Annotated in this window: 17 protein-coding genes; 13 read left to right on the forward strand and 4 right to left on the reverse strand. The window is 56.4% G+C overall.

Annotated elements, in window-relative coordinates:
• Positions 1-25: 25 nt before the first annotated feature.
• The 4 genes from drpB to R0140_RS08835 all read left to right on the forward strand — a co-directional run bounded on the left by drpB (position 26) and on the right by R0140_RS08835 (position 3,009).
• A complete protein-coding gene (gene drpB / locus R0140_RS08820) occupies positions 26-307 on the forward strand; it encodes a cell division protein DrpB (RefSeq protein WP_008804201.1) in 282 nt (93 codons plus the stop codon).
• A gap of 42 nt (positions 308-349) precedes the next feature.
• On the forward strand, positions 350-1,057 hold the full coding sequence (locus tag R0140_RS08825; protein WP_032730737.1) for a phosphohydrolase: 708 nt from the start codon (positions 350-352) through the stop codon (positions 1,055-1,057).
• 76 nt (positions 1,058-1,133) lie between these two features.
• Complete coding sequence (locus R0140_RS08830) at positions 1,134-2,534, forward strand: DNA cytosine methyltransferase (RefSeq protein ID WP_165818811.1); 1,401 nt, start codon at positions 1,134-1,136, stop codon at positions 2,532-2,534.
• Entirely contained in the window at positions 2,515-3,009 is a 495-nt protein-coding gene (locus R0140_RS08835; RefSeq protein WP_012967659.1) for a very short patch repair endonuclease, read from the forward strand. The genes R0140_RS08830 and R0140_RS08835 overlap by 20 nt, the downstream gene beginning before the upstream one ends.
• Here the strand turns inward: R0140_RS08835 and yedA are convergent.
• Positions 2,984-3,895, reverse strand: coding sequence for a drug/metabolite exporter YedA (gene yedA / locus R0140_RS08840; RefSeq protein WP_008804205.1), 912 nt, complete (start codon positions 3,893-3,895; stop codon positions 2,984-2,986). The genes R0140_RS08835 and yedA overlap by 26 nt on opposite strands.
• 182 nt (positions 3,896-4,077) lie before the next feature.
• On the opposite strand from yedA, the gene R0140_RS08845 reads away from it, so the two are divergent.
• Both R0140_RS08845 and dgcQ read left to right on the forward strand, forming a co-directional pair.
• Positions 4,078-4,989 carry a DUF808 domain-containing protein gene (locus R0140_RS08845; RefSeq protein ID WP_032730735.1) on the forward strand — a complete coding sequence of 304 codons (912 nt, stop codon included), beginning with the start codon at positions 4,078-4,080 and terminating at the stop codon, positions 4,987-4,989.
• Positions 4,990-5,104: 115 nt separating this feature from the next.
• Positions 5,105-6,784, forward strand: coding sequence for a cellulose biosynthesis regulator diguanylate cyclase DgcQ (dgcQ, locus tag R0140_RS08850; RefSeq protein WP_032740364.1), 1,680 nt, complete (start codon positions 5,105-5,107; stop codon positions 6,782-6,784).
• Between the two features lie 299 nt (positions 6,785-7,083).
• On the opposite strand, the gene R0140_RS08855 is transcribed toward dgcQ, so the two are convergent.
• Positions 7,084-7,305: a YodD family protein gene (locus R0140_RS08855; protein ID WP_032691215.1), complete on the reverse strand. Its 222-nt coding sequence runs from the start codon at positions 7,303-7,305 to the stop codon at positions 7,084-7,086.
• 133 nt (positions 7,306-7,438) lie between these two features.
• Here R0140_RS08855 and dsrB point away from each other — a divergent pair, with 133 nt between their 5' ends.
• Positions 7,439-7,630 (forward strand): protein DsrB, encoded by a 192-nt coding sequence (gene dsrB / locus R0140_RS08860; protein ID WP_012541227.1) that lies wholly within the window; start codon positions 7,439-7,441, stop codon positions 7,628-7,630.
• 32 nt (positions 7,631-7,662) lie between these two features.
• Here dsrB and rcsA read toward each other — a convergent pair whose 3' ends face one another.
• The gene (gene rcsA, locus R0140_RS08865; protein WP_008804210.1) at positions 7,663-8,286 is read right to left on the reverse strand and encodes a transcriptional regulator RcsA; all 624 of its coding nucleotides are present in this window, start codon (positions 8,284-8,286) and stop codon (positions 7,663-7,665) included.
• Between the two features lie 370 nt (positions 8,287-8,656).
• On the opposite strand from rcsA, the gene yedD reads away from it, so the two are divergent.
• Positions 8,657-9,091 (forward strand): lipoprotein YedD, encoded by a 435-nt coding sequence (gene yedD, locus R0140_RS08870; RefSeq protein WP_074423851.1) that lies wholly within the window; start codon positions 8,657-8,659, stop codon positions 9,089-9,091.
• A gap of 46 nt (positions 9,092-9,137) precedes the next feature.
• On the opposite strand, the gene amyA is transcribed toward yedD, so the two are convergent.
• Positions 9,138-10,625: an alpha-amylase gene (gene amyA, locus R0140_RS08875; RefSeq protein WP_032733298.1), complete on the reverse strand. Its 1,488-nt coding sequence runs from the start codon at positions 10,623-10,625 to the stop codon at positions 9,138-9,140.
• 200 nt (positions 10,626-10,825) lie between these two features.
• Here amyA and tcyJ point away from each other — a divergent pair, with 200 nt between their 5' ends.
• The 5 genes from tcyJ (at position 10,826) to sdiA (ending at position 15,182) form a co-directional block, all read left to right on the forward strand.
• A complete protein-coding gene (gene tcyJ, locus R0140_RS08880; protein ID WP_008804213.1) occupies positions 10,826-11,626 on the forward strand; it encodes a cystine ABC transporter substrate-binding protein in 801 nt (266 codons plus the stop codon).
• 95 nt (positions 11,627-11,721) lie between these two features.
• The gene (gene dcyD / locus R0140_RS08885) at positions 11,722-12,708 is read left to right on the forward strand and encodes a D-cysteine desulfhydrase (protein ID WP_012541230.1); all 987 of its coding nucleotides are present in this window, start codon (positions 11,722-11,724) and stop codon (positions 12,706-12,708) included.
• A gap of 15 nt (positions 12,709-12,723) precedes the next feature.
• Entirely contained in the window at positions 12,724-13,392 is a 669-nt protein-coding gene (tcyL, locus tag R0140_RS08890; RefSeq protein ID WP_008804215.1) for a cystine ABC transporter permease, read from the forward strand.
• Positions 13,389-14,141, forward strand: coding sequence for an L-cystine ABC transporter ATP-binding protein TcyN (tcyN, locus tag R0140_RS08895; RefSeq protein WP_008804216.1), 753 nt, complete (start codon positions 13,389-13,391; stop codon positions 14,139-14,141). The genes tcyL and tcyN overlap by 4 nt, the downstream gene beginning before the upstream one ends.
• A 318-nt stretch (positions 14,142-14,459) precedes the next feature.
• Entirely contained in the window at positions 14,460-15,182 is a 723-nt protein-coding gene (gene sdiA / locus R0140_RS08900; RefSeq protein ID WP_008804217.1) for a transcriptional regulator SdiA, read from the forward strand.
• The last annotated feature ends 9 nt before the right edge of the window (positions 15,183-15,191 follow it).

Consider the following 15,191-nt stretch of genomic DNA (forward strand, 5'->3'; position numbering starts at 1 on the left):
GTGTTGTGTCACGGAGAGGAATGAGATGGAAGAGCAGGCAAAACGCAGCCCCGGAGGGAAGCTCGCGTTATGGGCGTTGTATGCTTTTTGCGGATATTGTGTCTGGGTCATCGTGCGTTACTGGTGGGTGGTCGGAAAAATTCACAGCGTTCCCGGCGCCAGCGTGGAGGGCGATTTGGGAACCACAGCGGGAAAATGGCTTGGTGCGCTGTTGGGGATGTTAGTCCTTGCGGGCATTGGCGCGATCCTCGGGGCGGTTGTCTGGTATACCCGGCCGTCTCGCGGCGAGCGGGATCATCAGCGGTAAAGTTGCTATGCTCGAGGCTGACCTTCACATAAAGGAAAGCCTATGAACCTGGTTGACTGGCAGCAACGATATGAGCACTGGATACTGACGCACCACGCGCAGGATGATGCCGCACACGATCTGTCCCATTTCCGTCGCGTCTGGGCCACGGCTACCCTGTTGGCCGCCGGGGAGGAGGTCGACCGACTGGTACTCCTCACGGCCTGCTATTTTCATGACATCGTCAGCTTGCCGAAGAATCATCCGGAGCGAAGCCGTTCCTCGATGATGGCCGCCGAGAAAACCCTCGCGATCCTACAGTCCTCTTTTGCCGATTTTCCCGTGGAGCGTTACGCGGCGGTCAGCCATGCCATCGAGGCGCACAGCTTCAGCGCGGCGATCCCGCCACGCACGCTGGAGGCGAAAATCGTCCAGGATGCCGACCGTCTTGAGTCGCTGGGGGCGATTGGTCTGGCGCGCGTCTTCGCCGTCGCCGGCGCCCTGAATACCATCTTGTTTGATGCTGAAGATCCATTTGCTGACCGGCGGGCGCTGGATGACCGCAGATATGCCCTTGACCATTTCCAGTGCAAACTCCTGCGCCTGCCGGAGACCATGCAGACGACCAGAGGAAAAGAGATGGCGCAGCACAATGCCCGCTTCCTCGTCGAATTTATGGCCAAGCTTAGCGCGGAGCTGCAGGGGGAGCCGCTGGCGCTGGATGAAGCGGTTTTACGCCGCTTTGCACCGCAGGCGTCAACCGACCGGTGATTTATGGTACTCTCTGCAAAAATCGTCCGCGCTGGTTGAGGATATGCCGCAAAAGTTAATTAAGGAAAACAGGTCGTTGCCGCTGGCTGAGCAGGCCGGGGAAGAGGCTCAGGCGCTGCTGCGTCAGCTGATGACGATCTATGATGTGAAAACGCTGGTCGCCGAACTGGTAAGCGTCGGCGAACAGCACTGGAGCGCGGCGATCCTCAAGCGCGTGGCGGCGCTCTCCCGCGCGGCGGGGCGTTTGCGTCCGCAGGAGATCGCCCATCTGGCGACGCTGCTGCCGGCGCCGCCAGCTCATCACCCGCATTATGCGTTCCGCTTTGTCGATTTGTTTGCCGGTATCGGCGGGATCCGCAACGGTTTTGAAGCCATCGGCGGGCAGTGCGTCTTTACCAGCGAGTGGAACAAGCACGCGGTGCGTACCTACAAGGCCAACTGGTACTGTGATCCGCAACAGCATCGTTTTAATGAAGATATCCGCGATGCCACGCTCAGCCACCGCCCCGATGTCAGCGATGAAGAAGCGGCGCAGCATATCCGCGAGACGATTCCTCAGCATGATGTCTTACTGGCCGGCTTTCCCTGCCAGCCTTTCTCACTCGCTGGCGTCTCCAAAAAAAATGCCATGGGGCGCGCGCACGGCTTTGCCTGCGAAACCCAGGGGACGCTATTTTTTGATGTCGTGAGAATTATCGCCGCGCGTCAGCCGGCGATTTTTGTGCTGGAGAATGTCAAAAACCTCAAAAGCCACGATCAGGGACGCACCTTCCGCATCATCATGCAGACGCTGGATGAGCTAGGGTATGAGGTGGCCGATGCCGGGCATACCGGGCCGGATGACCCTAAGGTCATCGACGGGCGCCATTTCTTACCACAGCACCGGGAGCGCATCGTGCTGGTGGGTTTCCGCCGCGACCTGCAGCTGCATGAAGGATTTACGCTGCGCGATATCGCTGCGCTCTATCCGGCGGTGCGGCCGACGTTTGGCGAGCTGCTGGAGCCGACGGTGGATGCCAAATTTATCCTTACGCCGGTGTTGTGGAAATATCTCTATCGTTATGCCCGCAAGCATCAGGCGCGGGGTAATGGCTTTGGTTATGGCCTGGTAGACCCCGGTAATCCCCACAGCGTGGCTCGAACACTCTCTGCCCGCTACTATAAAGACGGTGCCGAAATTCTCGTCGACCGCGGCTGGGACCGGCCGTTGGGCGAGCAGCATTTTGACGATCCACAGAACCAACAGCGGCGGCCTCGCCGGTTGACGCCGCGCGAATGCGCCCGGCTGATGGGCTTTGAATCGCCCCAGGGTTCACGGTTCCGCATTCCAGTGTCGGATACCCAAGCCTATCGTCAGTTCGGCAACTCGGTGGTGGTTCCGGTCTTCGCCGCGGTGGCGAAGCTCCTGGCGCCGCGTATCGCCCAGGCGGTGGCGCGTCGCGAAGCGGATGATAACGATGGCGGATGTTCACGATAAAGCCACGCGCAGTAAAAATATGCGGGCTATCGCCACGCGCGATACGGCGATTGAAAAGCGGATAGCGACGCTGCTGACCGGGGCGGGATTCACCTTTGTCGCCCAGGATCGCGCGCTGCCAGGACGCCCCGATTTCGCCTTACCCGACTACCGCTGCGTTATCTTTACTCACGGCTGTTTCTGGCATCACCATGACTGTTATCTGTTTAAGGTGCCGGCCACCCGGACGGCTTTCTGGCTGGATAAAATCGCTGGCAACGTGGCGCGTGACGCCCGCGACCGGCAACAGCTGGCTGAGCAGGGCTGGCGGGTGCTTATCATCTGGGAATGCGCCCTGCGCGGCCGGTTGAAACTAAATGATGAGGCGCTCACCGAGCGTCTGGAAGAGTGGATCTGCGGCGCCGGGCACGACGCGCAGATCGATACGCAGGGGATCCGCGAGCTGGCGTTTACTTCGCCGCCTTGCAAGGAGTAGCTTCGCTGCGGGCGGGGAAGAGATATTTTCCCAGCGTCACCAGCACTACGGCGAAAATAATCACTGCCAGCGCCAGCCATTCAATGAGCGACAGGCTTTCACCGCCAAACCCGGTGCCGAGCAAGACGGCCACCACCGGGTTAACATAGGCATAGCTGGTGGCTACCGCCGGGGTGACGTTGCGGATCAAAAACATGTAGGCGTTGATGGCGATTAGCGAGCCAAAGATAGCCAGGTAGGCCAGGGCGGCGATCCCGGACCACGAGGGGACATGGGTTAACGTCTCACCGGTCAGCCATGACGAGACCAGCAGGACGATCCCGGCGGCGAGCATCTCGATAGCTCCCGCCATCATGCCGGTCGGCAGCTCAATCCGCGACCCGTAAACCGAGCCGAACGCCCAGCTTAGCGAACCAATCAGGATCAGCAGCGCGCCCCAGGGGTTGCCGTTCAGGTTGCCACCGCTGTTGAGCATGACGATACCTGCCAGGCCAATGGCAATGCCCAGCCACTCCAGTTTACGGGTGGCGATGCCGAAAAAGCGGCTGAAACATAGCGTGAACAGCGGCACGGTGGCGACCATCACCGCCGCGATCCCTGACGGAACGTGCTGATGTTCGGCGAGAGTGACGAAGCCGTTGCCGACGGCAAGCAGCAAGACCCCGATCAGCGCGGCGTTAAGCAGCGGCCGGCGGGCTGGCAGCTTATGGCCGGTGGCCAGCAGCCAGCCCAGCAGTAGCACGCCGGCAGAGAGAAAGCGAATACCGGCCATCATCAGCGGCGGCCAGCTGGCGACGCCGACGGCGATGGCAAAATAGGTAGAGCCCCAAATGATATACAGCGCAAACAGCGCCCCGATAAGCGGTAACAGCTGACGGGTAGACATACTTCCTCACGACGGTGCAGAGATAGAAAGGGGACATATAGTAAACGTGAAAACTATCGCGCTGGCGAGCGCTTAATTTGCCCGAGTTTGTTAAATTTATATTGACTAATTGTACCTTGGGCACCGGCCGTTTTTTAACGCATACTCGAGGGAGACATTGATGAAAAGAGAAGGAAATTATTTTGGCAGGAAGTAGTCTTTTAACATTACTCGATGATATCGCCACGCTGCTGGACGATATTTCCGTGATGGGCAAGCTGGCGGCGAAAAAAACAGCCGGGGTATTGGGCGACGATCTGTCGCTCAATGCTCAGCAGGTGACCGGCGTGCGAGCGAATCGTGAACTGCCGGTCGTCTGGGGCGTGGCGAAAGGTTCGTTCATTAATAAAGTGATCCTCGTGCCGCTGGCGCTATTGATCAGTGCTTTTATCCCCTGGGCGATTACGCCGTTGCTGATGCTGGGAGGCGCATTCCTCTGTTTTGAAGGGGTGGAGAAGGTCCTTCACAGCCTGGAGGCGCGTAAGCACAAGGAGGACCCTGCGCAACGGCAGCAGCGTCTTCAGGCGCTGGCGGAACGTGACCCGCTGGCCTTTGAGCGTGACAAAGTGAAAGGGGCGATTCGCACCGATTTTATTTTGTCCGCGGAAATTGTCGCCATCACCCTCGGCATTGTGGCGGAAGCGCCGCTGCTCAATCAGATCCTGATCCTCTCGGGGATCGCGATTCTGGTCACCATCGGGGTCTATGGCCTGGTGGGGGTGATCGTTAAGCTGGACGACATGGGCTACTGGCTGGCAGAGAAACGCGCTGCGCTGGCGCAATGGCTGGGCAAAGGATTGTTAGTGGTAGCCCCCTGGCTGATGAAAGTGCTCTCCATCGTTGGGACGCTGGCGATGTTCCTTGTCGGCGGCGGGATTGTGGTTCACGGCATTGCGCCACTGCATCATGCCATTGCGCACTGGAGCGCGGGGCTGGGCGGGATATTGGCTTCCCTGCTGCCGGTCATTGCCAACCTGGTGCTGGGTTTTATCATTGGCGCAGTGGTGCTGGCGGGCGTGAAAGTGGTGAGCAGTCTGCGCCGGTCAGTGAAGTAGAGTGGCTGCACGCAGCGTGACGGCGCTGCGTCGTCTACGCTAAAAGCGCGCCCGGCGTAGACACCAGCTGGGGCGCTGATGTCGTCAGGTTTGCGCAACGTACTGCGAGATAATGATGGATAAGCCACTTCGGTTGAAGATAAACAAGCTCCGCCACCTGACTCGCCCGGCGCATGTGGTTAACGTTTGTTTTATTGTGGTGCTTTTTTTCTCCACGTTACTGATCTGGCGTGAAATCAACGTCCTGGAAGAGGCCTATGTGGCCAACCAGCGTAATAATCTGGCTAATGTCGCCCATGAAATGGATGGGTTGCTGCAGTTCAATATTGACCGGATGATGTTTTTTCGCCACGGCATGCAGTCTGCCCTTGAGCAGCCGCTCGATATCGACGTATTGCGTAGTGCCAGTCAGCGCTATCTGAGCCAGCGTCACCAGGAGGCCTGGCGAGTAGCGCTGCCGAATCGTCGTACGCTGCCGGTGTTTGGCGTCTCGGGGAGCGTCGTCGGTAACAACCCTATACTGCTGAAGGACGATCCGCTCGCGGCTGATGAGTTGATGGCGACGCTGGAGCTGGGGTATCTGTTGAATCTGACGCAACATGACCGCGATTTCGCCGAGCGGATGCAGTATATCTCTCGCAGCGGCTTTTTCACCTCGACCCTGCCGCTGCGGGACGAGTCGCAGGTGATGACCCACTATTCGCAAGCCATCAGCGCCCTCTGGTTTACCCGACAGAGCCAGCGGAATAATCCGGGGCGGGGCGTTATCTGGCAAACCTTTCCTGACGATGACCCGCAGCTGGAAGAGCAGGTGGTCACCGCTTCGATACCGCTGGATTTCGCCGGTTACTGGCGCGGGGTGCTGGCGATGGATTTCTCGGTCAGTGAAATAAAAGCGTTTTTGGTCAGCGCCATGCAGGGCGGGCAGGAGGGGGAGTACCAGCTTTATGATAGCCATTTGAACCTGCTGGCCTCTTCCGCGCCGGGGAATGTCCTGACGCTATTGTCCCCCAGGGAACAGGAACTGCTCAGCCGCGCGTTTGTCCATGATAACCAGGGGGGGCTGCGCTTGCTGACGCGCTATATCAGCTGGGCCAAACTGCGCAATTTTGACGGCGTGTTGCTGCGGATCCACACCCTGCGGGAAGGCGTGCGGGGCAATTTTGGCACCATCACCATCGCCCTGACCCTGATGTGGGTCCTCTTCACCTTGATGCTGTTGCTCTCCTGGCTGGTGATCCGCCGCATGGTCCGCAATATGAGCGTCCTGCAAACCTCCCTTGAATGGCAGGCATGGCATGATGCCTTAACCCGTCTGCTCAATCGCGGGGCGCTGTTTGAACAGGCGATGGCGGTAGCCAGCGCCTGCCAGCGCAGTGGACGGCCGCTGTCGGTGATCCAGCTCGATCTGGATCACTTCAAGCGCATCAACGATCGCTATGGCCATCAGGCGGGTGACAGAGTGCTGTCGACGGTGGCCAGTACCCTTGCCAGCACCGTTCGTGAGGGTGACTTGCTGGGCCGCGTGGGCGGGGAGGAGTTTTGTGTCGTGCTGCCGAATACCACACTACAGGACGCGGTGGCGGTGGCAGAGCGGCTACGCCTGCGAATTCAGGGCCGGGAGGTCTTTTTACATAACAATGTGACGCTGCGGGTCAGTGCCTCACTGGGGGTCAGTACCAGCGAAGAGCAGGGGGAGTATCAGTTTGAAGCCTTACAGTCGGTGGCCGATCGTCGTCTCTATCTGGCAAAGCAGAACGGCCGCAATCAGGTCTGTTTTCGCAGCGAAGCGTGAGCAAAACGTTTCGCCCGAATCAGGCAAAATGAGATTTTTCTTAAAGTGTTCGACGGGGATCGCGCTATCGAATGAAACCGGTTTGCGGCGAAGCCTTCTCGCATCAGCCCTGCAGCCCTGCTCAAAGCAAAGCGCTAACATTCTCAATAATTTGCGTCATGAATATCGCTTGTCATGCAAAATAATTGAGGATAATGTTTTAACGCATCGGATTTCCCGGTGTAACGAATTTTCAAGTGCTTCTTGCATTAGCAAGTTTGATCCCGACTCCTGCGAGTCGGGATTTTTTTCGCCTGCCGTTAGCGGTTAACTTCACTGGCGCTGAAATCGTGAATGTCGAGCTCAAATGCCTCCGCCAGTTCGCGCCAGGTATGTGACCCGCGGCCATCAATGCTGGCGCGCTGTGGGTCGTCCAGAGTGCGATGGATTTCACTTTCGCTAATCTCATTAATCGCTGCCAGTAGCGCATCCACGTTGACATCAACGTCATTTCCGGCCTGGCCAGTCAATCGATTCTTCATCATTACCCCCTCGCTGAGCGTCGCTCAAGCCTCTTTAAGTATAGTCGGTCTAAAAAAACACCAGTCATGGGCCGCGACGCTGCGAGTTGCGTGGTTTTGTTCTACACTGGCTGAAAAATAGAGGAGAGTGAATATGCAGGTGAACGATCGTGTCACGGTGAAGACCGACGGTGGCCCACGTCGATCGGGGGTAGTGCTGGCAATTGAGTCGTTTAGTGAAGGGACGATGTATCTGGTTTCGCTGGAAGACTATCCTTTAGGGATCTGGTTTTTCAACGAAATAGGGCATCCGGATGGGATCTTCGTCGAAAAAGAAGCCTCATAAAACGGGACTGGCGGTACTACCGCCAGTCTGTTTCAACGCAGATTCACCTGAATACCTGAAGTTACGTTTTCGGTCAGCCGAACGATATGGTAAATCACCTGCTTATTGTGCGTTTGTATTTTCTTTTTAATATTGCCTTTATGCGATGATACCGTCTTCGCTTTGATGTTCATTTGCGTTGAAATTTGTGACGTGCCGTGCCCGGCCATCCACATTTGCAGCATATTTGATTCTGTTTTACTCAGCGACAACGTCGGTAAATTTAATTGCCCCAGACTGCTGTTTTTGTATTTTAGATAATTAACCAGAATAACATCAAGGTCTTTTGGCGTTATCGATTTCGAACTGATCAGCAGGTTTTTCCGTACCCGCAAATAGCGGTCAAAATGAATGTTTGCCAGCGACATAAAGATAACAAACAGCGTCGCCGGGTTTTGCGTAATGATCTGGCGAATAATGCCATTACTTTCATCATCATGCACGAAGCAGTCTTCATTAAGAAACACCACTGCCGGACAACACGACGCGCAATGTTTTTGCAAATCTGTCGCGCAATGGACCTCAACGATTTCCTGTTTTTTTATTCCCCGACTGGTCAGATAACCCGTTAAGCCTAACCGGGTATAACTGCACAAATCCATAATCATCGTTGACATGACCCATCCTCAATCAACACGTAACGATATTCTCTTCACACGCATTGTGCGAAGCAGTCCTTGCGAGCAGTAATAGTAGGTTTACGAAAGAACCTATTAGTTCCGTTAAACTATTCCGCATCTATGCATATAATTTGCCAGGAAAACTCTTAAAGTAAAGTCGAGAACCGGTAGTGTGAGCGGATTAAAAACAAAAAGTGCCCATAGATGCTATGGTTACGCCCCAAACATTATTTTATTTTCGGAATTTCCTTATTTCAAATGAAGGCGGTGCTGCCCGTTCCTGTTTTGCCCGGTTTTCCGCCGGGAGCGGGGGTGGAAGGCTTAACGCTTTAATGCCACAATACTTTTTTATCGGCTTGTGGGATGAATGATGAAACAGTTAGTTTTTGCGGGCATGGTGGTGGCGCTGGCCGGATGTGTGCAGGTTGATCATTACGATGACGTCGTTAAAGCACCGGCGCCGGCTGGCCTTGAGGGCTACTGGCAATCGAAAGGGCCGCAGAGTGAAATGATGAGCCCTGACGCGATCGCCAGCCTGATCGTCACTAAAGAAGGGGATACCTTCGACTGCCGCCAGTGGCAGCGCGTGATCGCGCAGCCGGGTAAACTGATGAACCGCGATAACCAGATCTACAACGTTACCGCTTCCCTGGATATCTATCCAATCGAGCGTGAGGGCAATACCCTCTCCTACGATCGTATGACGTTGACTCGCGTTGAACGCCTCACCCCTGAGTGCGAAAAGGCGTGGGCCAAAGCGCGTACGACAGGGGCCGTCAGCGCGCCGGCTTCCGTGCGCTGAGGTTCCGGCGGGCCCGTTCCGGCCCGCCAGGTACATCGCCAGCTGACTACAGCACGGCTTCCATCACCCACACGCTCACGCTACCCCCGTTGCAGGTAAAGATCGCGCAACCCTCAGCGTCGGTTTCGACAATCTCTTCCCGGTTGCCGAGAAAATCCCGCCAGCGTTTATTGCCATAGTTCTCGCCCAGAGTCAGGGTTTTTTCTCCCTCATCGCCATTGGACATCACCACCACGCAGCCGGGATCCTCGTCGGTGCCGCTACGGCTGAAGGCAATACAGTTGGGGTGATCGAACCACAGCGTTTGCACGCCATGGGCAAAGCGCTGACGGGCGTCGATCAGTTCATGCAGTTGTTCGATAACGGGCATCTCAATGGCGTAGGTTTGTCCATCGCCGCCGGTATCTTCATAGGATGCGCCGAAAAGATCGGCATAAAAGACCGACGGCACACCATTTTCACGCAGCAGGATCAGCGCATAGGCCAGCGGCTTGAACCAGGGTTCAACCGGCGCCTCGAGGGCCTGCAGCGGCTGCGTATCGTGGTTTGTCACCAACGTCACGGCGTGAAAAGGGTCGGCTTCCACCAGCGTGCCGCTGAATATCTGGCTCATGTCATAATCGCGCCCCTGGCGTGAGGCTTCATGAAATTTCATCTGCAGCGGGGCATCGAACAGCATCGTCTTGCCCTCGACCAGGTCGATATACTGCTGGAGCTTTTCCACCTCATGGGACCAATACTCCGCGACAATAAACAGCGGCTGCGGCGCCACCTCCTGGACGTGCTCGATCCACGCTTTGTAAAACCAGGCGGGGATATGCTTCACGGCGTCAAGACGAAAACCATCGCAGCCGGTCTGCTCCATGACCCAGCGCGCCCAGTATTTGATCTCCTCGGTAACGGCGTGATTACGAAAATCAATGTTGGCGCCCATCAGGTAGTCGAAGTTGCCAAGCTCATCGTCGACCTGCTCGTTCCAGCCTTCACCGGTGTAATCGTTGACGATTTTAAACACACCGTCTTCCGTCGGATTCTCAATGTGGTCGATACCGCTAAAGCATTTGTAGTCCCAGACAAATTGCGAATACTGCCCGGCCCGCACCGGAAAGGTATAGCGAGTCCATGCCTCACACTCAATGATCTCCTCGGCAATCTGGGTGCGATCGTGCTCATCGACGCGCTGCACCTGCAGAGTTTCTTTTTCATCGGCGCCCATTTTGTGGTTCACCACCACATCCAGCAGCACGGCGATATCATGCTCTTTCAGAGCCTTCATCGCCGCCAGCAGCTGCGCTTTATCGCCATATTTGGTGGCGACTGAACCCTTTTGATCAAACTCACCAAGGTCGAAGAGATCATAGGTGTCATAGCCGACGGAATAACCGCCCGAGGCGCCTTTATAGGCGGGCGGCAACCAGACCATATTGATGCCGATTTCATTCAGGCTGGGGGCCAGCGCTTCGACTTCACGCCATAGCTCGCCGCCGGCGGGGTAGTACCAGTGAAAACATTGCAACAAAGTGGGGTTTTTCATCTTCCATGCTCCAGACGTCAACAGGCTGACCTTTGCAGTATGGGAGATATCCCGCAAAACGGGAGAGGAAAGCCCTGATTTTCGCTATACCCTAATCGGGATCATATATAATAAATTGGCATAAGATGTAGCGTAACGATGTTGGTGCCGGGCCGTTAAGCGCCTTACACTACAGGAAAATCCTAACCTTCGGGGTATCTATGAAATTAGCACTTCTGGGTCGTCAGGCGCTGATGGGCGCGATGGCCGTTGTTTTGATGGCTGGCGTTAGCGTGAAAACTTTTGCAGCGGAAAACCTGCTCAATCAGGTTAAAGAGCGCGGTACCCTGCGCGTGGGCCTCGAAGGCACCTATCCTCCTTTCAGCTTCCAGGGCGATGACGGCAAGCTGACCGGATTTGAAGTGGAGTTTGCCAACGAGCTGGCGAAACATCTTGGCGTGAAAGCCGATCTCAAACCGACCAAATGGGACGGTATGCTGGCCTCGCTGGACTCCAAACGCATTGACGTAGTGATTAACCAGGTCACTATCTCCGATGAGCGTAAGAAGAAATACGATTTCTCAACCCCGTACACTATCTCCGGTGTGCAGGCGCTGGTGAAGAAAGGTAACGAAGGCGCGATTAAAACCGCGGCGGATCTGAAAGGCAAGAAAGTCGGCGTCGGGCTGGGCACTAACTATGAAGAGTGGCTGCGTCAGAACGTCCAGGGCGTTGATGTTCGCACCTATGATGATGACCCGACTAAATACCAGGATCTGCGTGTAGGCCGTATTGACGCCATTCTGGTTGACCGTCTGGCCGCGCTGGATCTGGTGAAGAAAACTAACAATACGCTGGCGGTAACCGGTGAAGCATTCTCCCGTCAGGAGGCCGGCGTGGCGCTGCGCAAAGGCAACGACGATCTGCTGAAAGCGATTGACGCCGCGATCGCGGATATGCAGAAAGATGGCACCCTGAAGGCGCTGTCAGAGAAATGGTTTGGCGCTGACGTGACGAAATAACGGTCAGTGGTGAAAAAAGGCGCTCCTGGAAGCGCCTTTTTTTATTTAGCGCGTAACTGTGTGCATAATGAAGCATAACTGAGTCAGGAGGGGCCATGTCACTGCAAAATTTAACCCGCTTTCCGCGTCTGGAATTGATTGGCGCGCCGACGCCGCTGGAGTATCTGCCGCGTTTGTCCGATCACCTTGGGCGCGAGATTTTTATCAAACGCGATGATACAACGCCGCTGGCGATGGGAGGCAATAAACTGCGCAAGCTGGAGTTTCTCGCCGCCGATGCGCTGCGGGAAGGGGCAGATACCTTAATCACCGCCGGCGCGATCCAGTCCAACCATGTGCGTCAGACGGCGGCGGTCGCCGCGAAGCTGGGGCTGCACTGCGTGGCGCTACTGGAAAACCCCATTGGCACCGGGGCGGAGAACTATCTGAGCAATGGCAACCGCCTGCTGCTGGATCTGTTTAATACCCAGGTTGAGATGTGCGATGCCCTGACCAATCCTGCCGAACAGCTCGACGAGCTGGCGACCCGCATCGAGGCGCAGGGCTATCGCCCCTACGTCATCCCGGTCGGCGGATCCAATGCGCTCGGGGCGTTAGGCTATGTGGAAAGCGCGCTGGAAATCGCCCAGCAGTGTGAAGGCGCGGTGGAGATCTCATCGGTGGTGGTGGCTTCCGGTAGCGCCGGTACGCATGCCGGGCTGGCAGTGGGACTCGAACAGCTGATGCCGCAGGCGGAACTGATTGGCGTGACGGTATCGCGCTCTGTTGCTGACCAGCTGCCAAAAGTGGTGGCGCTGCAGCAGGCCGTGGCCAACAGCCTCGAGCTGCAGGCGAAAGCCGACATCACCCTCTGGGATGATTACTTTGCCCCGGGCTACGGTACGCCGAACGAGGAAGGCATGGCCGCCGTGAAGCTACTGGCGCAACTGGAAGGTATTTTGCTCGATCCGGTCTATACCGGCAAAGCGATGGCCGGGCTTATCGACGGCATTACGCAGAAGCGTTTTAAGGATGAAGGACCGATTTTGTTCGTCCATACCGGCGGGGCGCCGGCGCTGTTTGCCTATCATCCTCACCTTTAATACAGAAACGACAGCATGCAAGAAAGTATCCAACTGGTCATCGATTCCGCTCCTTTTCTGCTCAAAGGGGCCGTCTTTACGCTGCAGCTGAGCATTGGCGGGATGTTTTTCGGCCTGGTGCTGGGCTTTATCCTGGCGCTGATGCGCATGTCGCCCCTCTGGCCGGTAAAATGGCTGGCGCGCATGTATATCTCCATTTTTCGCGGCACGCCGCTTATCGCCCAGCTGTTTATGATCTACTACGGCTTGCCGCAGTTTGGCATCGAGCTTGACCCGATTCCGGCGGCGATGATCGGCCTGTCGCTCAATACGGCGGCCTACGCGGCGGAAACCCTGCGCGCGGCCATCGCCTCGATCGACAAAGGGCAATGGGAAGCGGCGGCCAGTATCGGCATGACGCCGTGGCAGACGATGCGCCGGGCCATCTTACCCCAGGCGGCACGGGTCGCTTTGCCGCCGCTGTCCAACAGTTTTATCAGCCTGGTCAAAGATACCTCTCTGGCGGCGACGATCCAGGTGCCAGAGCTGTTCCGTCAGGCGCAGCTTATCACCTCGCGAACCCTTGAGGTCTTCACCATGTATCTCGCGGCCTCGTTGATCTACTGGGTGATGGCGACCGTCCTCTCCTCGCTGCAGAACTATTTTGAAAACCAGCTGAACCGCCAGGAGCGTGATCCGAAATGAGTGCGATAGAAGTGAAAAGCCTGGTGAAGAAATTCCATGGCCAGACGGTGCTCCACGGTATCGACCTGGAGGTACAGAAAGGGGAAGTCGTGGCGATCATCGGCCCCAGCGGCTCGGGTAAAACCACTCTGCTGCGCAGCATCAACTTGCTGGAGCAACCGGAGAGCGGCACCATCCGCGTTGGCGATGTGACCATCGACGCCGGTCGCAGCCTGGGGCCGCAGAAAGGACTCATTCGCCAGCTGCGCCAGCATGTCGGCTTTGTCTTCCAGAACTTTAATCTGTTTCCCCACCGTACGGTGCTGGAGAACATTATTGAGGGGCCGGTCATCGTAAAAGGTGAAGATAAGCAGGAGTCGATTGTGCGGGCGCGCGATCTGCTGGCGAAAGTGGGTCTCAGCGGTAAAGAGAATAGCTATCCTCGTCGCCTCTCCGGCGGTCAGCAGCAGCGGGTGGCTATTGCTCGCGCGCTGGCCATGCGTCCGGACGTGATCCTGTTTGATGAGCCAACCTCGGCCCTCGATCCTGAGCTGGTGGGGGAGGTGCTCAACACCATCCGCCAGCTGGCGCAGGAGAAACGCACGATGGTTATCGTGACCCATGAAATGAGTTTCGCCCGCGACGTTGCCGATCGGGCCATCTTTATGGATCAAGGACGCATTGTCGAGCAGGGAGAAGCGAAAGCATTGTTCGCCTCCCCGCAGCAGCCGCGTACTCGCCAGTTCCTCGAAAAATTTCTGATGCAGTAAACCATGCGCTGACGTGGCGGCTTTCCCGGGGGAGGGCCTCCGCGTACAGCCTGTCTTCCCTGCGGCGCGCCACGCTCCTCGTCACCTCTTTGTGCTATTTCTCCCTGTGGCCGTATACACCGCTTCCCATCCCCCCTTGTAGGGTGTAGAAAATGACGGGAAAGTGAGCACGAGGTTCTGCGCTGAGAACGGGAAAAAGGCAAGCCTTCAGACTAATAAATGCGACACCGACAATATTTTATACATATAAATAAGATTTATGTGTTAGTTTTCTGTATTTATAATAATGATTATCAATCAGGAGTTATTTGCACAGCTATGAGGGACAATGATTTTTTCAGCTGGCGGCGGGATATGCTGCATCAATTTCAGTCCGTGGCCGCTGGTGAGGAGGTTTATAATCTCCTGCAACGAGAAACCGAAGCGCTGGAATATGATTACTACACGCTTTGTGTACGCCACCCGGTGCCTTTCACTCGCCCCCGCGTCACCTTCCAGTCGACCTATCCGCGCGCATGGATGTCGCACTACCAGGCCGAGAATTATTTCGCGATAGATCCGGTATTACGCCCGGAGAATTTTATGCGTGGTCATCTGCCATGGGAGGATGGGCTGTTTCGCGATGCGGCGGCATTATGGGACGGCGCCCGCGATCATGGTCTGAAAAAAGGGGTGACCCAGTGCCTGACGTTGCCCAACCATGCGCAGGGTTTTCTCTCCGTCTCCGCGAATAACCGTTTACCGGGCTCTTATCCTGATGATGAACTGGAGATGCGCCTGCGCATGCTGACGGAGCTAAGCTTGTTGGCGCTCCTGCGTCTGGAAGATGAGATGGTCATGCCGCCGGAGATGAAGTTCAGCCGCCGTGAACTGGAAATTCTGAAATGGACCGCGGAAGGGAAGACCTCGGCGGAGGTGGCGATGATTCTTTCTATTTCGGAAAATACGGTGAATTTCCACCAGAAGAATATGCAACGGAAATTCAATGCGCCGAACAAAACGCAGATAGCCTGTTACGCGGTGGCGACAGGGTTAATCTGAGAGCGCCTG

Source organism: Klebsiella sp. w6 (assembly GCF_033100215.1).
GTDB classification, from domain to species: Bacteria; Pseudomonadota; Gammaproteobacteria; order Enterobacterales; family Enterobacteriaceae; genus Klebsiella; species Klebsiella variicola.